This is a genomic window from Maritimibacter dapengensis (genome assembly GCF_019218265.1).
Lineage (GTDB): Bacteria > Pseudomonadota > Alphaproteobacteria > Rhodobacterales > Rhodobacteraceae > Maritimibacter > Maritimibacter dapengensis.
In genome coordinates this window covers 1,060,297-1,083,551 of sequence record NZ_JAHUZE010000001.1, presented here as the reverse complement: position 1 = coordinate 1,083,551, position 23,255 = coordinate 1,060,297, and the positions used below count along the sequence as shown (strand labels likewise).

The following is a 23,255-nucleotide window of genomic DNA, read 5'->3' as shown; positions in this document are numbered from 1 at the left end:
AGATTCGACGGAGACGGCATGCTGCCGGACCTGCCCGACATTGCGGAATTGGGCAATACCGCTTTGCCCGCCGCAACGCCCCGGGCCCTGTCGCGCAAACAGAAGGCCGCGATCATCGTGCGGCTTTTGCTGTCCGAAGGCGTGGAATTGAAGCTTGCCGACCTGCCCGACGCAATGCAGACCGAACTCGCCCACCAGATGTCGACCATGCGCTTCGTAGACCGGGTGACGCTCAAATCGGTGATCGACGAATTCGTGGAAGAGATCGAGGCGGTGGGCCTGTCCTTTCCCGGCGGTCTCGAGGGGGCGCTGTCCGTTCTGGATGGCACGATTTCCCCCGCCACGGTCGCACGCATCCGCAAGGCCAAGGGTTTCAATTTCAGCGGCGACCCGTGGGAAACGATCGCGGGACTGGACCCCAACAGCCTGCTCCCCGTGCTCGAAGAGGAAAGCACCGAGGTCGCGGCGGTATTGCTCTCGAAGCTCAAGGTCTCGACCGCGGCCGCACTTCTCGGCCAGATCCCCGGCCCTCGCGCCCGAAAACTCGCCTACGCGATCTCGCTCACCGGCGGCGTCGCGCCCGAGGTGGTCGACCGGATCGGGCGCGCGGTCGTCGAACGGCTCGATGCGCAGCCGAGCCGCGCTTTCGCGGACGGGCCCGTGGAACGGGTCGGCGCGATCCTGAACTTCGCGCCGGGCGCCACGCGCGACGACGTGCTGACCGGGTTGGACGAAGAAGACGCGGCGTTTGCCGAAGAGGTGCGCAAGGCGATCTTCACCTTCGCCAACATCCCCGAACGCATCGACGCCCGCGACATCCCCAAGATCACGCGCGACGTCGATCAGGCGGTGCTCATCACGGCGCTCGCCGGGGCCACCGGGCCATTGCAAAAAGCCGCAGAGTTCATCCTCGAAAACATTTCGAAACGCATGGCCGACCAGATCCGAGAGGAGATGGCGAATGTAGGCAAGGTCAAGGACAAGGATGCGGAAGAGGCGATGAACACCATCGTCTCGGCCATCCGCGAGCTCGAGGCGGCGGGCGAAATACTCCTGTTATCCGGAGACGAAGAATAGTCCGGCCCGGCGTCAGGCCACCGGACGAATGAACCTACTCGGCAAATTGCCAACGCTAGTCGCTGCGCATAACGTCGCGCGATGACGACTCAGGCGATCCCCGGACAGAACCCCGCCAAGGGCATCCTTTTCTACATGACGGGGATATTCTTCATGGCGACGATGGACGTGATCGCCAAGCTGGTGGCACAGGACGTGCACGTGGCGATGGCCGTCTGGGCGCGTTACGCCGGTCAGACCGCGCTCGTCACGCTGATTTTCCTGCCGAACCTGCGCACAATTGCGCGCACCCGCTATCCATTCCTGCAATTCCTGCGATCGGCCTTCCTGCTCATGGGAACGTCCCTCTTTTTCCTGTCGCTCACGAAACTGGACCTGGCGGAAGCGACGGCGATCATGGACATCAATCCAATCCTGATCACGCTTGGCGGCGCACTTCTTCTGGGTGAGACCTTCGGCCCGCGCCGCGCCTTCGGTGTTGGCGCAGCTCTGATCGGCGCACTCATCATCATTCGCCCGGGCACGGATGTCTTTTCGCCGGCCGCCTTTTTGCCACTCATCGCCGCCACAGGGTATGCGAGCTTCGTGCTCATCACGCGAAAGGTCGGGCATGACGAAGACCCGCGCACCTCGCTTTTCTACGCGGCTTTGCTTGGCGCACTTGCCACGACGCTCGTGGTGCCGTTTTTCTGGGAGACCCCGGCCCCGTTCACGATCTTCCTGATGCTGTTGATCGGGGTGGCCGGATCGCTTGGACAGTTCTTCCTGATCCGGGCGGTGCAGTTTGCCGAAGCCGGCGCGATTGCACCATTTTCCTACCTCGGGCTGTTGATCGCGGCGTTCTGGGGGATGGTGATCTTCGGAGAATATCCGGACCTCGCCACGTGGATCGGTGCAACGATCATCGTGATCGCCGGGGTCTATGTCTGGCACCGCGAACGGGTGACCTGAAGGGCATCGAAAAGCGCCGCCATCCGGGTTCGTGGCTGTCTGCGAAGGCGAACCGAGACAGACCACCAGAGCCCGCGTGAACACCATACTTCGCCAAAGGAAAGGTTTTCAGTCGATCCGGTAGGCTGCCAGCACGCGTCCCGGACCCGGCTCCTGAAGGATCAGGGCCATGTGCAACCCTTCCTCGGGTTCCATCGCATCCACCACCAGTTCGCCTTTGCCGTCCCAGGTTTCAAGCCGTCTCCAATCGCGCACGATATTGGCGTAGGAAATGGTCTCACCTGCATTCTCGCCATGCTTGATCGAGACGGTCTCGCTTGGATCGTAGCTTACAAGATCGACGTATACCTCGCTGGGAAGGTTCGCCCCGGCTTTCGCCTTGCATTTGATCTGCATCACCGAGCCGTCGTGCACGGCGACCACATCCACGCTCGCCAGCGCTGCCTCGTGCTTGCGCATCAGGTCTGCGATCTTCATCGGCTTGTATCCGACGACGTGATCCACGCCGCCCACGACCATTTGCGGCGTGTAAATCGTTCCGGCCCCCGCCACGTGCGCGTAGCCTTTTTGACGCTTTGTGTGTTCGGGCCGCGCGAAACGGTCTTTCCACCCGATGTAATCCCAGTAGTCGACGTGAAGCGCGAGAGGCAGGACATCGTCCCGCTGCGCAAGCTCGGCCAGCAATGCGTCGGCCGGCGGACAGGATGAACAGCCTTGCGAGGTGAACAGCTCCACAAGGACCACAGGTTTCTCGCCCGCCAGTGACGGCGATGCCGCGAGCCCGGCCACCAGAAAAAGCCCTGCCTTGATCCAAGATGTCATGAAGTCGTCCCCGATTGAGTGCATCCTGAATAGACGAGCGCCGCTTCACCGGCCAATCAAGGTTTTGAGAGAAATTGAAACGCGGTGCGGCCCGGTCGGTCGCGGGTTTCACGAAGAAATGTGTGCAATAGTATACCGAATTGCCGCCTGACCCCTTGCAAGACTCACCCAGACCGGGCAAATGCAGGGCAACGATTTCGTCCAGCAGAGGAGCCAGACATGCCTATCGTCGTCGGACAGGACACCTCCAAGACCCGCAAGACGCTCAGCGCCGGGGGTGCCAGCGTCGCCTATTACTCGATCCCCGCCGCCGAAGAAGCCGGTCTCGGCAATTTCTCGAAACTCCCCGCTTCGCTCAAGGTCGTGCTCGAGAACATGCTGCGCTTCGAGGATGACGGCTTCACCGTCTCCGTGGACGATATCAAGGCCTTCTCGGAATGGGCCGAAAAAGGCGGCAAGAACCCCCGCGAAATCGCCTACCGCCCTGCCCGCGTGCTGATGCAGGACTTCACCGGCGTTCCCGCCGTGGTCGACCTCGCCGCCATGCGTGACGGCATCAAGGCGCTGGGAGGCGACGCCAACAAGATCAACCCGCTCGTGCCCGTGGATCTCGTGATCGACCACTCGGTCATGATCGACGAATTCGGCAATCCGCGCGCGTTCCAGATGAACGTCGACCGCGAATACGAGCGCAACATGGAGCGGTACCAGTTCCTGAAGTGGGGTCAGACCGCGTTCGAGAACTTCCGCGTTGTCCCGCCGGGCACCGGCATCTGTCACCAGGTGAACCTCGAATACCTCGCTCAGACCGTCTGGACCGACAAGGACCAGAACGGCGAGGAAGTGGCATACCCCGACACGCTCGTCGGCACCGACAGCCACACAACCATGGTCAACGGCGCGGCCGTGCTGGGCTGGGGCGTGGGCGGCATCGAAGCCGAGGCCGCGATGCTAGGTCAGCCGATCTCGATGCTCATCCCCGAAGTCGTGGGCTTCAAGCTCACCGGCGCGATGGTCGAGGGCACAACCGGCACCGACCTCGTGCTGAAAGTCGTCGAAATGCTGCGCGAACACGGCGTGGTCGGTAAATTCGTCGAATTCTACGGCGAAGGGCTCGACAACCTGCCGCTGGCACAGCGGGCCACGATCGCGAACATGGCGCCCGAATACGGCGCAACCTGCGGCTTCTTCCCGATCGACGCCGAGACGCTTCGCTACATGGAACAGACGGGCCGTGACAAGGACCGCATCGCGCTGGTCGAAGCCTACGCCAAGGAAAACGGTTTCTGGCGCGGCGCGGATTACGATCCGGTCTACACCTCGACGCTCGAACTCGACATGGGAACCATCGTTCCGGCCATTTCCGGCCCGAAACGCCCGCAGGACTACGTCGCGCTCGACAACGCGGCACAGGCTTTCGACAAGGTGATCGCGGATTTCCGCGGTGTCGACATCTCGGACGACGCGCAGGACATGGCCGCCGAAGGCCCGATCGCGACGAAACCGAGCGTGTCCGCCAAGAGCGCCAAGGTCGAGGGCGAGGATTACGAGATTCACGACGGCTCGGTCGTGATCGCCTCGATCACCTCCTGCACCAACACGTCGAACCCTTACGTGATGATCGGCGCGGGCCTCGTGGCGCGCAAGGCGCGTGAGCTTGGCCTGAACCGCAAGCCCTGGGTCAAGACCTCGCTCGCGCCCGGCTCGCAGGTCGTCACCGAATACCTCGAAGGCGCAGGCCTTCAGGACGATCTCGACGCCATCGGCTTCGACCTCGTCGGCTACGGCTGCACCACCTGCATCGGCAACTCCGGCCCGCTTCAGGCCGAGATTTCCAAGTCGATCAACGACAACGACCTGATCGCGGTTTCGGTGCTCTCTGGCAACCGCAACTTCGAAGGCCGCATCTCGCCCGACGTGCGTGCGAACTACCTCGCCTCCCCGCCGCTGGTGGTGGCCTATGCGCTTTCCGGTGACATGAATATCGACATGGCAAACGACCCGATCGCGCAGACGCCGGACGGCAAGGACGTCTACCTGAAAGACATCTGGCCGACCGACGCGGAAATCGCCGAACTCGTCGAGAAAGTTGTGACCCGCGAGGCGTTCCAGTCCAAATACGCCGATGTGTTCAAGGGCGACGAAAAATGGCAGGCCGTGGATGTCTCGGGGGGCGAAACCTACGATTGGCCGGCTTCGTCCACCTATATTCAGAACCCGCCGTACTTCCAGGGCATGAGCCAGGAAGCCGGCGTCATCTCGGATATCGAGGACGCGGGCATCCTCGCCGTCTTGGGCGACATGATCACCACCGACCACATCTCGCCCGCCGGTTCGTTCAAGGCCGAGACCCCGGCAGGCAAATACCTGACCGAGCGCCAGGTCGCGCCGCGTGACTTCAACTCCTACGGCTCGCGCCGGGGCAACCACGAAGTCATGATGCGCGGCACCTTCGCCAATATCCGCATCAAGAACGAGATGCTGGACGGCGTCGAAGGTGGATACACCAAGGGCCCGGACGGCGAACAGACCTCGATCTTCGACGCGGCCATGGCCTATCAGGATGAGGGCAAGCCGCTCGTCGTCTTCGGGGGCGAACAATATGGCGCAGGCTCCTCGCGTGACTGGGCGGCGAAGGGCACGAACCTCCTCGGCGTCAAGGCCGTGATCGCGGAAAGCTTCGAGCGTATCCACCGCTCGAACCTCGTCGGCATGGGCGTCATCCCGTTCGAGTTCACGGGCGGCGACACCCGCAAATCGCTTGAGCTCACCGGTGAGGAAAGCGTCTCGATCTCCGGCCTCGCCGGCGACTTGAAACCGCTTTCCGAGGTGCCCTGCACCATCACCTACAAGGACGGCTCCACCAAAGAGATCACGCTCAAGTGCCGGATCGATACGGCGGTCGAGATCGATTACGTGAAGAACGGCGGCGTGCTGCATTACGTGCTGCGCAACCTCGCCAAGAGCTGATACACGCCTGACAGGATTGGAAAAGCCCCGGTCGATTGACTGGGGCTTTTTCGTTTCGAATACCTATTCCAGCATCCATTTCCCGTCGGGATAGAATGCGTGGAAAGCGAACGCGAACATGACGTCGTGGGGCAGATCCGCGCCCTGCGCGTCCTGCACACGGATTGCGGCGACTGTGTCGGCCTCGCCCATCACCTGCGCGTCCAGCGCGCTTGCCTGATCATGTGCCCATGTGATCGTCACGCCCGCCTCGCTAAGGCTTTCGCCCGGCGTCAACCGTGACATCGGCCAGGCCCGGTCGCCCACCCGCACGATGCGCGCGAGCGCGGGCACACCGTTTGGCGGAGGCTCGCCCGTGAAGAACGGATAGGGGCGCTTCCGGCTGTCATACCCCACGTAAGGGTTCGCGCCGTAATTGCGCCGATGCTCCGGCTCGGCCATGACCAACCCCTCCGGATTGCGAGCGGCGAAGACCGACCACGCCTCCATCCACGACGGCAGTTGGACGAGCGTATCGCCTGCAAATTCCCCCACGATCCCCTCGCCCACGGCCTGCTGCCACCAGCTCTCTGTCTCGCGGTCATACATCACCATGTCCGAGGCGCGCAGCTTGCCAGTCACACCAAAAGTGAGAACCCGCCCCGCGTGCCGGCGGTCGAAGGTCAGGGCCGAGTTGCACAACGGACAGAAGGTCACCGCTACCGGCACGTCCCCGACCCGGTCGTTCACGATCTCATGCCAGATCAGGTAGCGGATCGGATAAGCGCGCGAGGGCGCGCCATCGAGTTCAACCGCAATCACCGGCTCACGCGCGGGCAGATCGGCCTGCCCGACCGCGATCATCGCAGGGTCGTTCAAGGCAGGTATACCGTCACGCGGCGGACCGCCCGAAAGTATCTCGCCCCAAGACTCGATCGTTCGTCTGGAAAAATCTGTCCTGGGAAATTCGTTTTTCCAGAACGCAGGATCGGAATGGGCAGGCAATCCGACAAGGAGCAGGAGCAGGCAGAGGCGCAGCATGGCGTGAGCCTGTCACCCGAAACGATTCCTGTCACATCGGTTTTTCGTGAACCGCTCGCGTGGTGAGCTTTCGAGTCTCAGAAACAATACCCGAGATTTCGTTTGATTGGCGCGAGGGACGGCCTTGAAACGAAACGAATTCATGGTGTTTCGCCCAAAAGGCTTTTGTTAACCAATTCCAGGGTAGATAGTGGAAAGCAGACTAGGAGGGGACAATGCTTACTGCTGCAAAGCGCTATAATATACCGATTTTTGAATGGCTGTGCTTCTCCGCTTTCATATTGCTGATCGCGGTCGCCTGAGCACAGAAGGCCCGCATTTCGCGGGCCTTCAGATATCTTATTCTTCGATCACACGAACGCTCTGCATTACGTCGGGCGCGCCGACGACTGCGCCGTTTGGCCCATCGCCGCGTTTGATCTCGTTCACCACGTCCATGCCCTCGATCACCCGGCCCACGACCGTGTAGGCCCCGTCCAGATGCGGCGCTGGTTCGAACATGATGAAGAACTGGCTGTTGGCGCTGTCCGGGCTTTGGCTGCGGGCCATGCCAACCGTTCCGGCCTCGAAGCTCTCTTGCGAGAACTCGGCGGGAAGGTCGGGGTATTGCGACCCGCCCGTCCCGGCGCGGCGCATGTCGCCGCCCGCCTTGCCGAATTCCACGTCGCCGGTCTGGGCCATGAAACCGTCGATCACGCGATGGAAGACGACGCCGTCGTAAGCGCCCTCTTCCGCCAGCGTGACGATCCGCGCGGCATGTTCCGGCGCAAGGTTTTCGAACAATTCGACGGTCACCGTGCCGTTCGCCTCGCCCGCGACGGTGATCTCGATCTGCGGCCCGCCCGCTTCGCCGGGCGCGGCGTTCACGACCATCGGGTCGCGTTCGAGGGTCGAGAACCAATAGGCCCCGACGATCCCGACACCGACCGCAAAGATGATCCAGGCGACGAGTTTACTCGACATCGGCGGCCACCTTTACCGAGATCATCTTGTCCGGATACATCGGCGGCTCGCCCCGCGTGATCGCGTCGACATGTTCCATGCCCGAGATCACCTGGCCATAAACGGTATACTGGCCGTTCAGGAAGTCGTTGTCCTTGAAGTTGATGAAGAACTGGCTGTTGGCCGAATTCGGATTGGCCGAACGGGCCGCCCCGAGCGATCCGCGCGCATGAGGCACCTTCGAGAATTCGGCGGGCAGGTCGGGAAGCTCCGAGCCGCCGGTTCCGGCCCGGCGAAGCTCGCCGCCGCCGTCGAGGTTGCCGTGTTCCACATCGCCGGTCTGCGCCATGAAGCCTTCGATCACGCGGTGAAAGACCACGCCGTCATATTTGCCGGCGCGGGCCAGCTCTTTCATACGGCCCACGTGCTGGGGTGCAACGTCCGGCAGAAGCTCGATCGTCACGGTGCCGTCCTTGAGCTCCATCAGGATCGTGTTTTCCGGGTCTTTGATATCGGCCATGAGAGCCTCCTTTTCTGGTCGCGCGAAAAGTATGGGTCCGCGACGCCGCGCACAAGGGCCGAAAAAACCATGGGCGCGCCATTGCAACTCACGCGCACAGGGTGTCTCTAGGTGACGCAAGAGTGGAGTACGATCATGAGCTGGAAAACGCTGGACGATATGGACCTGAGCGGCAAAGCCGTGCTGGTTCGCGTGGATATCAACGTGCCGCTGGACGATGCGGGAAACGTCACCGACACGACCCGGATCGACCGGATCGTTCCCACCGTGAAGGATATCATCGACGCGGGCGGCCGCCCTGTCCTGCTCGCTCATTTCGGACGGCCCAAGGGCAAGAAGAACCCGGACATGTCGCTCTCGCGCATCCAGCCCGCGCTTGAAAAAGCGTTCGGCGTGCCGGTCGTCTTCGCCGAGAATTGCGTCGGCGGTCCCGCCAAGATGGCAGTTGCGAACCAGGAAGACGGCACGGTGGTGTTGCTGGAAAACACGCGCTTTCATGCCGAAGAGACCGAGAACGATGCGACTTTCGCCGCCTCCCTCGCGGCACTTGGCGAGGTCTATGTGAACGACGCTTTTTCGGCGGCGCACCGCGCCCATGCTTCGACCGAAGGCGTGGCGAAGCTCCTGCCGTCCTGCGCCGGCCGGCTCATGGAAGCCGAGTTGAAGGCGCTCGAAAGCGCGCTGGCCAGCCCGGTGCGCCCTGTGACCGCCGTTGTGGGCGGTGCGAAAGTGTCGACCAAGCTCGAGCTTCTGGGCAACCTGATCGAAAAGGTCGACACGCTGGTGATCGGTGGCGGCATGGCCAACACCTTTCTCGCCGCGAAGGGCATCGACGTGGGCGCGTCGCTGTGCGAACACGACATGGCCGAGACCGCGCGTGAGATCATGGAAAAAGCCGAGACCACGGGCTGCACGATCCTGTTGCCGACCGACGTGGTGATCGCCCGCGAATTCAAGGCCGGGGCCGACAGCGAGACCGTCGCCGCCGACGCCTGTCCCGCCGACATGATGATCCTCGACGCGGGCCCCGAAACGGTCGACCAGATCACCGACGCCTTCGCGGCCTCGGCCACGCTCATCTGGAACGGCCCCCTCGGCGCGTTCGAGATCGAGCCCTTCGACAAAGCCACCAACGCCGCCGCGCAAAAGGCCGCCAAACTGACCTCTGAAGGCAGCCTTGTCTCGGTCGCGGGCGGAGGCGACACGGTCGCCGCGCTGAACCAGGCCGGGGTGGCAGATCAATTCACCTATGTCTCGACCGCGGGCGGCGCGTTCCTCGAATGGATGGAAGGCAAGACACTCCCCGGCGTCGCCGCACTGGAAGAGTGACATGGCCTGGGCGCTCATCACCGGTGCCTCCTCCGGCTTCGGCCGCGATTTCGCCCGGCTCGCAGCACTCGAAGGCTACGACCTGATCCTCACAGCCCGCCGGCGGGAACCGATGGAGGCGCTCGCCGCGGAATTCACCGCAGCGGGCCGCACCAACAAGGTCGAGATCATCACCGCTGATTTGTCGCAACATGGCGCGGCGCAAGCGCTCTGGTCCGAGGCCACCGAAGGGCGCGAGATCGAGGTGCTCGTGAACAACGCGGGCCTCGGCACCCATGGCCTGCATGGCGACGACCCCGAGGCCGCTCGCGCCCTCATCGCTGTGAACGTGACGTCGGCCAACGAGCTTGCCATGGCCGCGATGTCGACCTTCCGCGCGCGTGGCACTGGCGGCAAGATCCTGATGGTCGCCTCGCTCGCCGCCTATTTCCCGGCTCCCACCATGGCCGCCTATCACGCCTCCAAGGCGTTCATGCTCAACCTTTCCAACGCGCTCAACATCGAGGGCAAGCCTGACCGCATCACCGTCACCGCATTTTGCCCCGGCGCGACCGAAACCGGCTTCTTCGACGCCGCCGCGATGGGCGAGACATGGCTCACCCGGATGATGCCCCCGGCCGATAGCGCGAAGCTCGCCGAAACCGCATGGCGCGGTATGATGCGTGGGCGGCGCAACGTGATCCCCGGTGTCATGCCCAACCTGACGGCCTTTGCGAGCCGGTTTCTTCCCGGCGGCCTCTCGGCCCGGCTGAACCAGTTTTTCTGGACCGAAACCGGCGAATAGCGCCCCGCGTTAGCGCGACCAGAATTGCGCCCCGCGCCGGCCCTGCTATGACAGGGGAAACGAAAAAGCCACGGGGACGACACATGAGCCAAGCTGACATGCGCAAACAGATGGAAACGGGTGGAGGCTTCATCGCCGCGCTGGACCAGTCGGGCGGGTCGACCCCAAAAGCGCTGCGCCTCTACGGGATCGACGAAGACGGCTATTCGTCCGAAGCCGAGATGTTCGACCTGATCCACGACATGCGCGCCCGCATCGCAAAGGCCCCCTCCTTCACTGGCGACAAGGTGATCGGTGCGATCCTGTTCGAAATGACCATGGACCGCGAGATCGGCGGCAAGCCCTCGGCGCGCTTCCTTTGGGAAGAGCGCGGGGTCGTTCCGTTCCTCAAGGTCGACAAGGGACTTGAGGCCGAGGAAAACGGCTGTCAGCTCATGAAGCCGATGCCGGAACTCGGTTCCCTGCTCGACCGTGCGAACAACAACGGCGTGTTCGGCACCAAGATGCGGTCGGTCATTTCGGCGGCCAACCGTGACGGCATCGCCGCGAATGTGGCCCAGCAATTCGAGATCGGGAAGCAGATCCTCGCAAAGGGGCTTGTGCCGATCCTCGAACCGGAAGTGACGATCAGCATTTCCGACAAGGAAGAGGCCGAAGACATCCTGCTGGAAGAGATCACCAAGCAATTGGAGACACTCGACGAAGGTCAGGACATCATGCTCAAGTTGACGCTTCCAACCGTCGCGAACCATTACGGCACGCTCATCGCGCATCCGCGCGTGATCCGCGTCGTGGCGCTGTCGGGCGGGTACTCGCGGGAGGAGGCTTGCGACCTCTTGACCAAGAACCAGGGTATGATCGCCAGCTTCTCGCGCGCGCTGACCGAAGGGCTATCGGCCCAGCAATCGGACGACGAGTTCAACGAGACGATCGGGAAAGCCATCGACAAGATCTACCGCGCGTCGATCACCTGAAATCGGCTCGCCGGAGTTTTCGAAGGCCCGCGTTTCGGCGCGGGCCTTTGTCGTTAAAGGGACCGCTTCTAGGCGTATGCGTCACAGCCGCGCCAGAAGCGCTTCAGTATCCAGACCACTCACCGATCCGGGGATCAGCCCGCGATTTCCGGCCACACGCGTGGCGACCCACCCGTCCGCAACCGCCGGGTGCCCCGTGCGCAGGAGCACCGAACCCGCCAGCAGGCCCGCAAGGCTCTCGGCGAACCACCGCACTTCGGCTTCTTCGGGCAAGCCCGGCCAACGCTCCATATGCGCGCCGAGCGCCGCGTCATAGCGTCGGTCGACCCCTGTCGCCGCTTCCAGTTCTGAGCGCAGCGCCTCGCCCGCGCCGGGGTCTCGCGCCAGCGTCCTCAGGATATCGAGACAGATCACGTTCCCCGACCCCTCCCAGATCGAATTGAGCGGCGCTTCGCGATAGAACATGGGCATTGGCGTGTCGTCGACGTAGCCCATGCCGCCAAGGCATTCCATCGCTTCCACGATCACCTGAGGCGCGCGCTTGTTCGAATTGTATTTCGCCAGCGCCACCGCGATCCGGGCGAAGGACCTTTCTTCGGGGGTGTCGCCATCAAACGCCTGCGCCGCGCGCATCCCGAGCGCCAGCGCGCCTTCCCAGTCCAGCACGAGGTCCGCGACCACCGTCCGCATCAAGGGTTGGTCGATCAGCCGTTTCTGAAATGTCCGTCGCCCGGAAATCCAGTGGTTCACTTCGACCAGCGCGGCCCGCATCAACCCTGCCGGCGCCATCGCCGTGTCGAGCCGCGTGTGGTGCACCATCTCGATGATCGTGTTCACGCCGCGCCCATCTTCGCCCAGAAGCGTCGCGCGCGCTCCGTGGTATTCGATTTCGGAAGAGGCATTCGCGATATTGCCGAGCTTCGCCTTGAGCCGCTGGATGCGGATGCCATTGCGGCCTTCATCCAGCCAACGCGGGACGAGAAAACAGGACAATCCGTTGTCGGTCTGCGCAAGCGTCAGGAAGCCGTCGGACATGGGGGCTGAGCAGAACCACTTGTGGCCGGTCAGCACCCAGTCGTCACCGCTTCGCACAGCCCGCGTCGAATTGGCCCGCACGTCCGAACCGCCTTGTTTCTCGGTCATGGCCATACCCATCGTGGCCGACCGTTTGGCGGCGACCGGCGCGATGGCCGGGTCGTACTTATGAGCCGTCAGTTTCGGCTGCCACACCGCTGCCGCCTCGGGGGTCGCGCTGAGAGCCGGCACGGCGGCATAGGTCATCGTGAGTGGACAGCATATCGCAGGTTCCACCTGGCTCAGCATGTAGACCATCGCGGCATGGGTCGCGTGCCCCCCGGGTGCACCGTCCCAGGCGACATGGGCGTAGCCGTGCTCCATGCCCGCCGACATGATCTCGTGATAGCCGGGATGGAACGCCACCTCGTCGAGCCGTCGTCCCGCCCGGTCGAACAGGCGTAACTCCGGTGGATGCCGCCGCGCCTCCTCTCCCGCGTGCCGAAGCTCGGTAGACCCGAAACCCGCGCCTGCCTTTGCCGCGACCTCGCGCCGTCCGCCCGCCGTCTCGAGCGTTTCGCGAAGTGGCCTGTCGGTCGCCCAGAGGTCGGCCGCGGGTGGTGGTCCGGGCTGGTTCTCCACCGAATGCGTGGCGAGTTCGGTCTCGGGCGCGGTCGTTTTCTCGGTCATGGCTCCTCCTGATATTGAGACTAACGCCCTGCCCCGGTTTCGGGAAAGCGGTGACGTCGCGCGAGAAGCAGGAAAATGCCGGTTCGATTCGAAAAGGGATTCACATGCCGAATCGCCTGTGACATAGTCATTCCACGGCGCCCGCAAGAGGCGCGGATCGAGGCAGAAACACATGAGCGGACCCCGCAAACAGACCGGCATCGGTGGCGTGATCTATCTCTTCGGGCTTATCCTGGCCGGAGTGTATTTCACCTTCGCATCCGTTCAGGGCGACTACGGGCTGTTCCGCCGCATCCGCATCGAGGCCGAGGCGCAGGAGTTGCGTGCCGAGCAGGCCCGACTGATGACCGAGATCGAGGCGCTTGAAAACAAGACCCGCCGCATATCGGATCGTTACCTGGACCTCGACCTGCTGGATGCGCAGGCCCGCGAAGTACTTGGACTGACCCGCGCGGACGAAATCGTTCTGCGCTGAACCCAGTGCGACCCCCCCATAGTTTTCTCCACGACTGCACACGTTTCGCGCCGATTCCATACGCAGCGGAATGCCAAGGTGACGCAGCGGCAGAAACCCTCTCGCATGACGAAGCATTTTCCGTTATAGGATAGTTTAACGCTAAACTATTATTCGGACAGCGGAGGAAAGGCCCGATGGCAGCAGCCAGAAGCCCAAAGAAATCAAACACATCCAAGGAAGAGCTGCTCAAGTTCTATCGCGAAATGCTGCTCATCCGCCGATTCGAGGAAAAGGCCGGCCAGCTCTACGGCATGGGCCTGATCGGTGGCTTCTGCCACCTCTACATCGGTCAGGAAGCAGTCGTCGTCGGGCTGGAAGCTGCCGCCGACGAACGTGACAGCCGCGTGACCTCATACCGGGACCACGGGCACATGCTTGCCTGTGGCATGGACCCCAAAGGCGTCATGGCCGAACTGACCGGGCGCGAGGGCGGCTATTCCAAGGGCAAGGGCGGGTCGATGCACATGTTCTCGACCGAGAAGCGCTTTTATGGCGGGCATGGCATCGTGGGCGCGCAGGTGCCGATCGGCGCGGGGCTCGCTTTCGCGGACAAGTACCTTGAAACCGGCGGCGTGAATTTCGCCTATTTCGGTGACGGTGCAGCGAACCAGGGTCAGGTCTACGAGACCTACAACATGGCGCAGCTCTGGGAGCTTCCGGTGATCTTCGTCATCGAGAACAACCAATATGCCATGGGCACCAGCGTGCAGCGTTCGACCAAGTCCCCGTCCCTGTGGGAACGCGGCGCGGCTTACGGGATCAAGGGCGAAGAGGTCGACGGCATGGACGTGCTCGCGGTGAAGGCGGCGGGCGAAAAAGCCGTGAAACACTGTCGCGACGGCAAGGGCCCCTACATCCTCGAGATGAAGACCTACCGCTACCGTGGCCACTCGATGTCGGACCCGGCAAAGTACCGGACCCGTGAGGAAGTCCAGAAGATCCGCGAGGAAAAGGATGCCATCGAACACGTGCGTGACCTGATCCTGCAGGGCAAACACGCCTCCGAGGACGACCTGAAGGCCATCGACAAGGACATCAAGGGGATCGTCAGCGAAGCGGCCGACTTTGCCCGTGAAAGCCCGGAACCGGCGCTCGACGAGCTCTGGACGGACATCTACGCGTAAGGCCGGGAGGAGATTACTGAAATGGCTACCGAAATTCTCATGCCCGCGCTCAGCCCCACGATGGAAGAGGGCACGCTGGCGAAATGGCTCGTCAAGGAAGGCGACGAGGTCAAATCCGGCGATATCCTCGCCGAGATCGAGACCGACAAGGCGACGATGGAATTCGAAGCGGTGGACGAAGGCACCGTGGGCAAGATCCTGATCGGAGAAGGCACTGAAGGCGTGAAGGTGAACACCCCGATCGCCGTGCTGGTCGAAGAAGGTGAAAGCGCCGAGGACATCGAAACCTCGTCATCCTCATCCGCCTCAGGTGAGGGGTCTTCGTCCGACGCCTCGCACGCGAAAATAGACGACACCGACACCGCGAAGCCCATGTCTTCGCAACCCGCGGCCTCGATTCCCGAGCCGGAGCCGGTGGAAGACCCGGAAATCCCCGAAGGCACCGAGATGAAAACGCAGACCGTGCGCGAAGCGTTGCGCGATGCGATGGCTGAAGAGATGCGCGCGGACGACACCGTTTTCCTGATGGGCGAGGAAGTTGCCGAATATCAGGGGGCATACAAGGTCAGCCAGGGGCTTCTGGATGAGTTTGGCGCGAAGCGCGTGATCGACACGCCGATCACCGAGCATGGCTTCACCGGTCTTGCGACCGGGGCCGCGATGGGCGGCCTTCGCCCGATCGTGGAGTTCATGACCTTCAACTTCGCGATGCAGGCGATCGACCAGATCATCAACACCGCCGCCAAGACGCGCTATATGTCCGGCGGCCAGATGAGCGTGCCGGTCGTTTTCCGGGGTGCGAACGGGGCCGCCGCCCGCGTGGCCGCCCAGCACTCGCAAGACTACGCTGCCTGGTACGCACAGGTCCCGGGCCTGCACGTGGCGATGCCCTACTCCGCCGCCGATGCGAAGGGGCTGCTGAAAACCGCAATTCGCGGCGACACGCCGGTCGTCTTCCTCGAAAACGAGTTGCTCTACGGCCATTCCTTCGAGGTGCCGGTGATGGACGATTACACCGTTCCCTTCGGCAAGGCCCGCATCTGGCAGAAAGGCGACGACGTGACCATCGTATCCTTCGGGATCGGCATGAAATACGCGCTGGAAGCCGCCGAGTTGCTGGGCAAGGACGGGATTTCTGCGGAAGTCATCGACCTGCGGACCCTGCGGCCGATGGACACAAAGACCGTGATCGAAAGCGTCAAGAAAACCAATCGCTGCGTGACGGTCGAAGAAGGCTGGCCGGTCGCCTCGATCGGGGCGACGATCAGCTCGGTCCTGATGCAGGAAGCGTTCGACTACCTCGACGCGCCGGTCATCACCTGCACCGGCAAGGACGTACCGATGCCCTATGCCGCGAACCTTGAAAAACACGCGCTGGTGACCACCGAAGAGGTGGTCGAGGCCGTGAAGACCGTGACCTACAAGTAAGGAGAGAGCGCGATGCCAACGGAAATCCTGATGCCCGCCCTCTCGCCCACGATGGAAGAGGGCACGCTTGCGAAATGGCTGGTCAAGGAGGGCGACGAGGTCAGCTCGGGCGACCTTCTGGCCGAAATTGAAACCGACAAGGCGACGATGGAGTTTGAAGCCGTGGACGAAGGCGTGATCGGCAAGATCCTGATCGAAGGCGGCACGGAGGGCGTGAAGGTCAACACGCCGATCGCGGTGCTTCTCGAAGAGGGCGAAAGCGCCGACGATATCGACACCGGAGCCGCGTCCGGCTCTGACAAGTCGTCCTCGGCCAAGTCGGACAACGATGCTTCGAAAGAGGCCGCGAAAGGCGACAATGGCGGCTCGCCCACGCCCGCTGACAGCGGGTCGTCCGGCCCGGTGCCGGCACAGACGGACGACAAGGGGGCGCGCATCTTCGCCTCGCCCCTCGCCCGCCGGATCGCTGCGGACAAGGGGCTCGACCTGAGCCAGATCAACGGATCCGGTCCCAAGGGCCGGATCGTGAAGGCCGACGTCGTCGATGCGAAACCTTCGGACAAGCCCGCCAAGTCGGACGCGCCTGCCAAGGCCGATGCTCCCGCCGCCGCACCTGCCGGTCCATCGACCGATGCGGTGGTCAAGATGTACGAAGGCCGCGAGTACGACGAGGTCAAGCTCGACGGGATGCGCAAGACGATCGCCGCGCGCCTCACCGAGGCCAAGCAGACCATTCCGCACTTCTACCTGCGGCGCGACATCAAGCTCGACGCTTTGCTCAAGTTCCGCTCGCAGCTCAACAAGCAGCTTGAAGGGCGTGGCGTGAAGCTGTCGGTCAACGACTTCATCATCAAGGCTTCGGCGCTCGCGCTTCAGGCCGTGCCGGATGCCAACGCTGTCTGGGCCGGTGACCGGGTGCTGAAGCTGAAGCCGTCGGATGTCGCGGTGGCCGTGGCCATCGAGGGCGGTCTGTTCACGCCGGTTCTGAAGGACGCGGATATGAAGTCACTCTCGGCCCTGTCCGCAGAGATGAAAGACCTCGCCACTCGCGCCCGCGACCGTAAGCTTGCGCCGCATGAGTATCAGGGCGGGAGCTTCGCGGTTTCGAACCTCGGCATGTTCGGCATCGACAATTTCGACGCGGTCATCAACCCGCCGCACGGTGCGATCCTCGCGGTCGGCTCGGGCGTGAAGAAGCCCGTCGTCAATGCCGAAGGCGAGATCGAGGTGGCGACGGTGATGAGCGTGACGCTCAGCGTCGATCACCGGGTCATCGACGGGGCACTTGGCGCGGAGCTTTTGGAGCAGATCGTGCAGAACCTAGAAAACCCGATGGTGATGCTGGCCTGATCCGGACATGCAGCAAAAAGAAGGGCCGTGCGAAAGATCGCGCGGCCCTTTTGCATGGCGGGTTGAGCCGCGGCGCGATGCGGGCGAAGCTGGGCGAAACCAAGGGAGGTTCGATGCTCAGTCTGCTGGCCTATTTCTTCGGAGCGGTCTTCGCCGTGAATGCCGTTCCCCATTTTGTCGCGGGCGTCCAAGGTCGCGTGTTCCCCTCGCCTTTCGCTAGCCCTCCCGGCATCGGCATGTCGCGCCCGATGGTCAATGTCGCTTGGGGCACCACGAATGCAGTCATCGCTTGGGCCCTTCTCGCGCCCACCGGGTTCGATCCGGGGCGGCTGTTTGATGCCGTGACCTTCATAATTGGAGCGATCCTGATGGCGCTTTTTCTCGGGTGGCATTTCGGGCGTGTGATGGCGGAGCGTGACCCGGGCTAGCGACGCATTCACATTACTTGATATGTCTCAAGGCAGATCGCCGCGCGTCACGCTAGGTCCCGATCAGGGGGGCCGAGCACAAGGAGCGCACCATGGATTTCAAAGACTACCTCGCCAATACTACCGACAATCTGGAGAAGTTTCGCGCGGTTCAGCCGAAAGCGGCACAAGGGTTTTCGGCAATGCACCGGGGCGCGTTCTTCGAGGGCGACGTCAGCGTGAAGCACAAGGAGCTGATGGCGTTGGCAATCGCGATGGCGACGCATTGCGACGATTGCATCGGGTTTCACATGAAGGCCGCGATCCGCGCGGGCGTGACCCGGACCGAAGTGGCCGAAACGATCTCGGTCGCGATTTCGATGGGCGGTGGGCCTGCCTATATGTACGGCGCGCATGCGCTCGAAGCGTTCGACCAGCTGGCGCCGGCTGTCGCGGCGGAATAGCACAAATCAGACAGGCAAAAGAAAAGAGCGCTCGGAAATCCCAGCGCCCTTTTTCTGTGTTTCGATGGTGCCGTCAGGCGGCAATGGCAACCGCGTAAAGAGCCGCAAAGCCAAGGACGGTCGCAAACCACATACGAAGCATAGAGTATCTCCACTGTCTGTTACCGGATCGTTGTGCCGTAGTTTTTCGTGAAAGTCATTGATCCAGGTCAGGATGGGCGGGAAATTGCCCATGGGACTCAAACGCTTACTTGTGATGTTTTCCCTAGAAACGAGAAACCCGGCCGCAGAGGCCGGGTTCATATTCAATTGCGTATCGGGTGGCGTCTCAGGCGATGACGGCGAGCATGGTGCCGGCCGCGAGCCAACCGATGGTGAGGAATGCAAAAGGTTTCATGTGTCGTCTCCCAGTACCGTGGCAACCCGAACTTGTGGGTCGCTTTCCTAAGAAACGATGAACACCGTGGGTAAGTTCCAAAACCACCCGCACAAAATGTAGGAATTGTGCAAGTCCTCACCACAACAGAGGCTATGCGCGGCGCTCACTCCTCGGCGGCGCGGGGTCCGAACATCTGGTTCATCGACACCGACGGATGCTCGCACCCGGCCTCGCCCACAACCTTGGCGGGCACGCCTGCGACGGTAGACGCGGGCGGCACATCGGACAGAACGACCGAGCCTGCGGCAATCCGCGAACAGCATCCGACGGTGATATTGCCAAGCACTTTGGCCCCTGCCCCGATCAGAACTTCGTCTCCGATCTTCGGATGCCGGTCCTCTTCTTCTTTCCCGGTTCCGCCGAGCGTCACCGAATGAAGCATCGACACATTGTCTCCCACGACCGCGGTTTCACCAATCACGATGGAATGCGCGTGGTCGATCATGATTCCCTTACCGATTCGCGCGGCAGGGTGGATGTCGATGCCATAGACCTCGGAGCAGCGCATCTGCAGGAAGTAGGCAAGATCCTCGCGCCCCTCTTCCCAGAGCCAATGCGCGAGCCGGTGCGCCTGCATCCCCTGGAAGCCCTTGAAGTAAAGGATCGGCTGAAGCATCCGATGCGTCGCGGGATCACGCTCCATGACCGCAGAGAGGTCGGCGCGCGCCGCTTCCACCAGTTCGGGTGAGACCGCGTAGGCCTCGTTCGCGACCTCGCGCAAGACCATCATCGACATTTCGTTCGACGAAAGCTTCGCGGCGATGCGGTAGGACAGCGCTTTGGCCAGCGTCTTGTGGTGCAGGATACAGGCATGAATTAGCCCGCCCATAAGCGGCTCCTTGGCCACCGCTTCGTGGGCTTCCGAGGTGATCCTGTCCCAAACGGGATCGACGATCCGGGGCTGTATGTCGGCTTTGGCCATGCCTGGCTCCATGTTGTTGCGTGGTCCTGATACCCCAGATAGGGTCGATTTTCCAAACGCAAACCTGTGATGGGATCAATCACGCTCATGGATGAAGCGCAAATAGCAGTGTATCGCCAGCGACTTGATGAAACACTGGCTGCGTTAGACGCTGAGGATGCGCTTGGCGAGGCCGGCAAGAACGTGGTGACACTCGATCAGCAATCGGTCGGCCGGCTCAGTCGCATGGACGCATTGCAGGGGCAAGCGATGGCAAAGGCCACGGCCGCACGCCGCGAGGCCCAGCGCAAAAGGATCGCGGCAGCCTTCGAACGGATCGACGAAGGTGAATACGGGTTTTGCATGGACTGCGGCGAAGCGATCGCCGAAGCGCGACTGAACTTCGATCCTGCCGTCCCGACGTGCATCTCCTGCGCCAATGGGTGAAGGCCAGCAGCCGCGTCAGTTGATCTCGATCCGCGCCGCAGGCCCTGGCCCGAAACTCTGGGACACCTGCGCGACGTCGACCTTGAAGGGACGCGTCACCTCATCGGCAGCCTGCATCCCGGCCGTGTAAGTCCATATCGGCGCCGTCACCGTCGCCTCACGCACGACGGTTCCGTCATGAACCACGCGCACGGAGTATTGTTCGCCCCCATGCCCGATCGGCACCTCAAAGCCTTGCCATGAATCGCCGTCAATACGGGACCGCCGGATCCAGCGAACCGAAAGATCTCCCGCGTTCCACGCGCTCGCCAAATGGACGGGGCGGTAAGGACGCAAACCGACGCCGTTCGTCGCCACGATTTCATGCACATGGCTCTCATCGTCCAGCGGCTCGGATGCCGGGCCGATGCGGTAGTGCCGCTCAAATCCCCGCGCCGATCGCGGTAGCCCGATCTGGCGCACGGCCCGATCAAGGAACACGACCATCGCCCCGGCGTCCCATGTTTCGGGAATGAACGGATCGCTTCCCGCCTGCCCGCGCAACCGCCCCGACAGCTCGTACACCCCCTCCTCGACGAGAACCGCTTCCGCGAATTGAAAGATTTCCCATCCGTCGGGTCCACCCAGCCCGATCGCCGCAACGTTCGAGCCATTGAGCATCGCGGTCTCGCCCGACGAAGACAGCGCGCCGCGTGGCATCCTGACCCGCAAGGCGGGACCGCAGTCAATGAGACCCGGCGAAGCTTTCGGCATCGCGTTTTCGGTCACGCCGAATAGCGCGGGGCGACGGATCACGCGATTGAGGCGATACCCATTGTCGGTGGCCGACGAGAAAACCGAAACATCCCCCGGCCAGGGGTCCGCGACGACGGCAAGATGGGGCGCGTGCTCCACTTCGTCGCCGGTCAGAAGGGGCAGATCCAACCAGATCGCCGTCACCGGCACCGATGGTGTGAAACCCGACAACCGTGGAGGGCGGTCGCCTGCCTCCCCGGCCTCGAAAACGCCTGGTTCCACACGCACGGCCTGAACAATCTGCATCCCGGCATGTTCGACACGGTCGATGCGGAAGTCCGCCGCCCCCGTCTCGGTCCCGATCCGCACCACGTCGCCGGCCCGGCAGGACATGTCCGACGGCGCGAGAGCAAACCGCGCCCTGTCCTGAGAAACCCGCGACTGGGCCAGCCAACGCTCCGCTATGGCCTGTGCTTCCGAAGAGGTCAGGACGAGGGGAAGTTCGGATACCGACACCCCGTGCGTCTCTTCATCCGCGAACACCGCCTCGGTCGCGCGTGCGCCGTAATCCCCGCCCTCTTCGGCAAAACTCAGACGCACGCGGCCGGCGAGGTCGGCTTCCGGCGCACGGGTGAGCTGCAAGTCACCTTCGACCTCATCACTGACCGCGAAACGTTCCGGTTCCAGTTCGGCTCCGGGTTTCCCGCTTCGCGTGAAGAAAGCGACCACGCCGTCGCGTTCGGCGGCCTCGAAACCGTAAGCCGTCATCAACGGCTGAAGCGCGGCCCGTGCGTCGGTCACGTCACCGACGGTGTATCCGCGCAAGCTGCCATAAAGGCGCGTCGTGTCGATGGCCGTGACGCCCGAGCGGTGACAGATCTCCGAGACCACGCTTTCGAGGCTGCGCATCGAAGCGCGCCCGTTGAGCCAATGGCCGCGCTCGTAATTCGGCCAATCTCCCCAGAGCCCGCGCCGGTTCGGAAACCAGGGATACGGTCGGGCGTCCCATGCCCAGACATGAGCGCGGGCCATGTCGACCATCTGAACGCCGGTCTGGGGGTCGACCGGGTTGTTGTCCGGGTCTTCCCAATACTCTCTAAGCGCCCGAAGATACTGTGCCTGCATGAAATCGTCGCACCGACCGTTCGAAAATCGAGGCAACGCACTTTCCGACGATTTCGGATCAACGAATTTGTTGGGCTCGTTGGTCCCCTTGTCGATTGCTGCGCAGCCAATCTCGTCGGCCCAGGCCGCGTCGAACTGCGGGCCCCTGAGCGCTTCGGGCTCCGATGCGGAAAACGCCTGCGCCACGGCCCCGTTCGGCCAGACCAGCTGACGGCGTGTGGCTTCCCAGACCGGGCGCCGGTCAGGCGGCGAACAGGCCAGAATGCCGGACTCGCCGAAGATCATGACCGCCCGCACCTGCTCGAACGTCTCGCCGATCAGTGCGACGCGACGCGACTTCCCGGCAGACCGTGGCGTATGACCTTCGACCTCGGACCGGACCCATTCCGCCCCAGCACGCGTCTTTCCCGCTCCTCGTCCCCCAAGGATGACCCAAGATCGCCACGGGCCGCCCGGCGGCACCTGATGGTCCAGTGCCCAGAACTCGAACAGGAATGGCAGGGCCTGCAATTCCGAGGCCGACAGCTGATCGAGGAAGTCAGCCTTGATCCTCGGCGCGGCGGATGCGAGCCAGGCGGCGTTCGATCTGCGCCCGCGCCTGTTCGGTATCGAACGCGCCATCTCTTTGTTCACTGCCGTCCTGCCGCCGGTTTGCATACTCTTCACAGCGTTTCCTTTCTTCGAGAACGGTCTGCATGGTCCGGCGCAACTCGGCGGAACGACTTCTCGCATCGGCAAGGTCGATCGACGGATCGGCCTCCAGTTCGGCCATCGCTGCGTTGAATGCTTTGAGCGCACGCAGGAAACTGCGTTTTGCGACGACATGAACATCGACGTCCGCCTCGAGCGGTGGATTGGAATTGTCGGAAGTCTCACTCATTTTGCGTCACCACCTCGCGCGGTCGGCAACCGGATCGCACTATTCGCACCTCCGGTTCCTGTGGAGGCGGAAATGTGCTCCAACGCCGTCACCATACGGCCAACCGGCAGTACGCCGGGTTTGGACTTTTCAAACACAAACGCCGCGTTGCTCAGGCTGATTCCCGCACCCGTCGTTCAAGCCGCAGCGGAAAATTTCACTGGAATTCCCGCAACTTTCGGCAAAAAGCCGCGCGAGTCTTGGATTATCCGGCCCAAACTCGAAAACTCGCCCCGTTTCGCTTTCCTTGCACAGTGACCTGCTATAGTTTCCCAAGAACTTTCGGGCCCCGAAGCCGCAAACGGA

General features: G+C 62.8%; 21 protein-coding genes. 13 read left to right on the top strand and 8 right to left on the bottom strand.

Annotation, left to right across the window (positions count from 1 at the left end; genetic code table 11):
• The first annotated feature begins 18 nt into the window (after nucleotides 1-18).
• Together KJP28_RS05455 and KJP28_RS05450 are read left to right on the top strand one after the other, a co-directional pair.
• A complete protein-coding gene (locus tag KJP28_RS05455) occupies nucleotides 19-1,077 on the top strand; it encodes a flagellar motor switch protein FliG (RefSeq protein WP_218391707.1) in 1,059 nt (352 codons plus the stop codon).
• 81 nt (nucleotides 1,078-1,158) lie between these two features.
• The gene (locus KJP28_RS05450) at nucleotides 1,159-2,028 is read left to right on the top strand and encodes a DMT family transporter (protein ID WP_218391352.1); all 870 of its coding nucleotides are present in this window, start codon (nucleotides 1,159-1,161) and stop codon (nucleotides 2,026-2,028) included.
• A gap of 108 nt (nucleotides 2,029-2,136) precedes the next feature.
• Here the strand turns inward: KJP28_RS05450 and KJP28_RS05445 are convergent, their stop codons facing one another.
• Nucleotides 2,137-2,850, bottom strand: coding sequence for a DUF1223 domain-containing protein (locus KJP28_RS05445; RefSeq protein WP_218391351.1), 714 nt, complete (start codon nucleotides 2,848-2,850; stop codon nucleotides 2,137-2,139).
• Between the two features lie 219 nt (nucleotides 2,851-3,069).
• Here KJP28_RS05445 and acnA point away from each other — a divergent pair, with 219 nt between their 5' ends.
• Nucleotides 3,070-5,820 carry an aconitate hydratase AcnA gene (acnA, locus tag KJP28_RS05440; RefSeq protein ID WP_218391350.1) on the top strand — a complete coding sequence of 917 codons (2,751 nt, stop codon included), beginning with the start codon at nucleotides 3,070-3,072 and terminating at the stop codon, nucleotides 5,818-5,820.
• Nucleotides 5,821-5,883: 63 nt separating this feature from the next.
• On the opposite strand, the gene KJP28_RS05435 is transcribed toward acnA, so the two are convergent.
• From KJP28_RS05435 to KJP28_RS05425, 3 genes are all read right to left on the bottom strand, one after another.
• Nucleotides 5,884-6,840 carry a DUF3179 domain-containing protein gene (locus KJP28_RS05435; RefSeq protein ID WP_218391349.1) on the bottom strand — a complete coding sequence of 319 codons (957 nt, stop codon included), beginning with the start codon at nucleotides 6,838-6,840 and terminating at the stop codon, nucleotides 5,884-5,886.
• A gap of 339 nt (nucleotides 6,841-7,179) precedes the next feature.
• Nucleotides 7,180-7,713, bottom strand: a complete 534-nt coding sequence (locus tag KJP28_RS05430) for a peptidylprolyl isomerase (RefSeq protein ID WP_418887917.1) — start codon at nucleotides 7,711-7,713, stop codon at nucleotides 7,180-7,182.
• 79 nt (nucleotides 7,714-7,792) lie between these two features.
• Nucleotides 7,793-8,302: a peptidylprolyl isomerase gene (locus tag KJP28_RS05425; RefSeq protein WP_218391343.1), complete on the bottom strand. Its 510-nt coding sequence runs from the start codon at nucleotides 8,300-8,302 to the stop codon at nucleotides 7,793-7,795.
• Nucleotides 8,303-8,437: 135 nt separating this feature from the next.
• Between KJP28_RS05425 and KJP28_RS05420 the strand changes: the two genes are divergently transcribed.
• The 3 genes from KJP28_RS05420 to KJP28_RS05410 all read left to right on the top strand — a co-directional run bounded on the left by KJP28_RS05420 (nucleotide 8,438) and on the right by KJP28_RS05410 (nucleotide 11,389).
• Complete coding sequence (locus tag KJP28_RS05420) at nucleotides 8,438-9,631, top strand: phosphoglycerate kinase (protein ID WP_218391340.1); 1,194 nt, start codon at nucleotides 8,438-8,440, stop codon at nucleotides 9,629-9,631.
• Nucleotide 9,632: 1 nt separating this feature from the next.
• A complete protein-coding gene (locus tag KJP28_RS05415; protein ID WP_218391337.1) occupies nucleotides 9,633-10,415 on the top strand; it encodes an SDR family NAD(P)-dependent oxidoreductase in 783 nt (260 codons plus the stop codon).
• Between the two features lie 83 nt (nucleotides 10,416-10,498).
• Complete coding sequence (locus tag KJP28_RS05410) at nucleotides 10,499-11,389, top strand: fructose bisphosphate aldolase (RefSeq protein WP_218391335.1); 891 nt, start codon at nucleotides 10,499-10,501, stop codon at nucleotides 11,387-11,389.
• A gap of 81 nt (nucleotides 11,390-11,470) precedes the next feature.
• On the opposite strand, the gene KJP28_RS05405 is transcribed toward KJP28_RS05410, so the two are convergent.
• The gene (locus KJP28_RS05405; RefSeq protein WP_218391327.1) at nucleotides 11,471-13,093 is read right to left on the bottom strand and encodes an acyl-CoA dehydrogenase family protein; all 1,623 of its coding nucleotides are present in this window, start codon (nucleotides 13,091-13,093) and stop codon (nucleotides 11,471-11,473) included.
• A gap of 172 nt (nucleotides 13,094-13,265) precedes the next feature.
• Between KJP28_RS05405 and KJP28_RS05400 the strand changes: the two genes are divergently transcribed.
• The 6 genes from KJP28_RS05400 to KJP28_RS05375 all read left to right on the top strand — a co-directional run bounded on the left by KJP28_RS05400 (nucleotide 13,266) and on the right by KJP28_RS05375 (nucleotide 18,383).
• Nucleotides 13,266-13,568: an FtsB family cell division protein gene (locus tag KJP28_RS05400; protein WP_218391324.1), complete on the top strand. Its 303-nt coding sequence runs from the start codon at nucleotides 13,266-13,268 to the stop codon at nucleotides 13,566-13,568.
• A 176-nt stretch (nucleotides 13,569-13,744) separates the two neighbouring features.
• A complete protein-coding gene (pdhA, locus tag KJP28_RS05395) occupies nucleotides 13,745-14,734 on the top strand; it encodes a pyruvate dehydrogenase (acetyl-transferring) E1 component subunit alpha (protein ID WP_218391321.1) in 990 nt (329 codons plus the stop codon).
• Nucleotides 14,735-14,755: 21 nt separating this feature from the next.
• Nucleotides 14,756-16,162: a pyruvate dehydrogenase complex E1 component subunit beta gene (locus KJP28_RS05390; protein ID WP_218391319.1), complete on the top strand. Its 1,407-nt coding sequence runs from the start codon at nucleotides 14,756-14,758 to the stop codon at nucleotides 16,160-16,162.
• A gap of 12 nt (nucleotides 16,163-16,174) precedes the next feature.
• Entirely contained in the window at nucleotides 16,175-17,512 is a 1,338-nt protein-coding gene (locus KJP28_RS05385) for a pyruvate dehydrogenase complex dihydrolipoamide acetyltransferase (RefSeq protein ID WP_218391317.1), read from the top strand.
• A gap of 113 nt (nucleotides 17,513-17,625) precedes the next feature.
• A complete protein-coding gene (locus tag KJP28_RS05380) occupies nucleotides 17,626-17,940 on the top strand; it encodes a hypothetical protein (protein ID WP_218391315.1) in 315 nt (104 codons plus the stop codon).
• A 92-nt stretch (nucleotides 17,941-18,032) separates the two neighbouring features.
• Nucleotides 18,033-18,383, top strand: a complete 351-nt coding sequence (locus KJP28_RS05375; protein ID WP_218391313.1) for a carboxymuconolactone decarboxylase family protein — start codon at nucleotides 18,033-18,035, stop codon at nucleotides 18,381-18,383.
• Nucleotides 18,384-18,925: 542 nt separating this feature from the next.
• On the opposite strand, the gene cysE is transcribed toward KJP28_RS05375, so the two are convergent.
• Nucleotides 18,926-19,744 carry a serine O-acetyltransferase gene (gene cysE / locus KJP28_RS05370; RefSeq protein WP_218391312.1) on the bottom strand — a complete coding sequence of 273 codons (819 nt, stop codon included), beginning with the start codon at nucleotides 19,742-19,744 and terminating at the stop codon, nucleotides 18,926-18,928.
• Nucleotides 19,745-19,831: 87 nt separating this feature from the next.
• On the opposite strand from cysE, the gene KJP28_RS05365 reads away from it, so the two are divergent.
• Complete coding sequence (locus tag KJP28_RS05365) at nucleotides 19,832-20,170, top strand: TraR/DksA family transcriptional regulator (RefSeq protein WP_255552180.1); 339 nt, start codon at nucleotides 19,832-19,834, stop codon at nucleotides 20,168-20,170.
• A 15-nt stretch (nucleotides 20,171-20,185) separates the two neighbouring features.
• Here KJP28_RS05365 and KJP28_RS05360 read toward each other — a convergent pair whose 3' ends face one another.
• Together KJP28_RS05360 and KJP28_RS05355 are read right to left on the bottom strand one after the other, a co-directional pair.
• Nucleotides 20,186-22,651 carry a phage tail protein gene (locus tag KJP28_RS05360; protein WP_218391310.1) on the bottom strand — a complete coding sequence of 822 codons (2,466 nt, stop codon included), beginning with the start codon at nucleotides 22,649-22,651 and terminating at the stop codon, nucleotides 20,186-20,188.
• A complete protein-coding gene (locus tag KJP28_RS05355) occupies nucleotides 22,569-22,910 on the bottom strand; it encodes a hypothetical protein (RefSeq protein ID WP_218391309.1) in 342 nt (113 codons plus the stop codon). The genes KJP28_RS05360 and KJP28_RS05355 overlap by 83 nt, the downstream gene beginning before the upstream one ends.
• Nucleotides 22,911-23,255 lie beyond the last annotated feature (345 nt).

Coding starts and splice junctions, on each gene's coding strand:
- KJP28_RS05380 (WP_218391315.1), top strand. CDS start 17,626: ATGCTCAGTCTGCTGGCCTATTTCTTCGGAGCGGTCTTCGCCGTGAAT.
- KJP28_RS05455 (WP_218391707.1), top strand. CDS start 19: ATGCTGCCGGACCTGCCCGACATTGCGGAATTGGGCAATACCGCTTTG.
- KJP28_RS05375 (WP_218391313.1), top strand. CDS start 18,033: ATGGATTTCAAAGACTACCTCGCCAATACTACCGACAATCTGGAGAAG.
- KJP28_RS05410 (WP_218391335.1), top strand. CDS start 10,499: ATGAGCCAAGCTGACATGCGCAAACAGATGGAAACGGGTGGAGGCTTC.
- KJP28_RS05360 (WP_218391310.1), bottom strand. CDS start 22,651: ATGGCGCGTTCGATACCGAACAGGCGCGGGCGCAGATCGAACGCCGCC.
- KJP28_RS05420 (WP_218391340.1), top strand. CDS start 8,438: ATGAGCTGGAAAACGCTGGACGATATGGACCTGAGCGGCAAAGCCGTG.
- KJP28_RS05400 (WP_218391324.1), top strand. CDS start 13,266: ATGAGCGGACCCCGCAAACAGACCGGCATCGGTGGCGTGATCTATCTC.
- KJP28_RS05415 (WP_218391337.1), top strand. CDS start 9,633: ATGGCCTGGGCGCTCATCACCGGTGCCTCCTCCGGCTTCGGCCGCGAT.
- pdhA (WP_218391321.1), top strand. CDS start 13,745: ATGGCAGCAGCCAGAAGCCCAAAGAAATCAAACACATCCAAGGAAGAG.
- KJP28_RS05435 (WP_218391349.1), bottom strand. CDS start 6,840: ATGCTGCGCCTCTGCCTGCTCCTGCTCCTTGTCGGATTGCCTGCCCAT.
- KJP28_RS05385 (WP_218391317.1), top strand. CDS start 16,175: ATGCCAACGGAAATCCTGATGCCCGCCCTCTCGCCCACGATGGAAGAG.
- KJP28_RS05430 (WP_418887917.1), bottom strand. CDS start 7,713: ATGGTCGTGAACGCCGCGCCCGGCGAAGCGGGCGGGCCGCAGATCGAG.
- KJP28_RS05450 (WP_218391352.1), top strand. CDS start 1,159: ATGACGACTCAGGCGATCCCCGGACAGAACCCCGCCAAGGGCATCCTT.
- KJP28_RS05365 (WP_255552180.1), top strand. CDS start 19,832: ATGGATGAAGCGCAAATAGCAGTGTATCGCCAGCGACTTGATGAAACA.
- KJP28_RS05390 (WP_218391319.1), top strand. CDS start 14,756: ATGGCTACCGAAATTCTCATGCCCGCGCTCAGCCCCACGATGGAAGAG.
- KJP28_RS05405 (WP_218391327.1), bottom strand. CDS start 13,093: ATGACCGAGAAAACGACCGCGCCCGAGACCGAACTCGCCACGCATTCG.
- cysE (WP_218391312.1), bottom strand. CDS start 19,744: ATGGCCAAAGCCGACATACAGCCCCGGATCGTCGATCCCGTTTGGGAC.
- KJP28_RS05355 (WP_218391309.1), bottom strand. CDS start 22,910: ATGAGTGAGACTTCCGACAATTCCAATCCACCGCTCGAGGCGGACGTC.
- KJP28_RS05425 (WP_218391343.1), bottom strand. CDS start 8,302: ATGGCCGATATCAAAGACCCGGAAAACACGATCCTGATGGAGCTCAAG.
- acnA (WP_218391350.1), top strand. CDS start 3,070: ATGCCTATCGTCGTCGGACAGGACACCTCCAAGACCCGCAAGACGCTC.
- KJP28_RS05445 (WP_218391351.1), bottom strand. CDS start 2,850: ATGACATCTTGGATCAAGGCAGGGCTTTTTCTGGTGGCCGGGCTCGCG.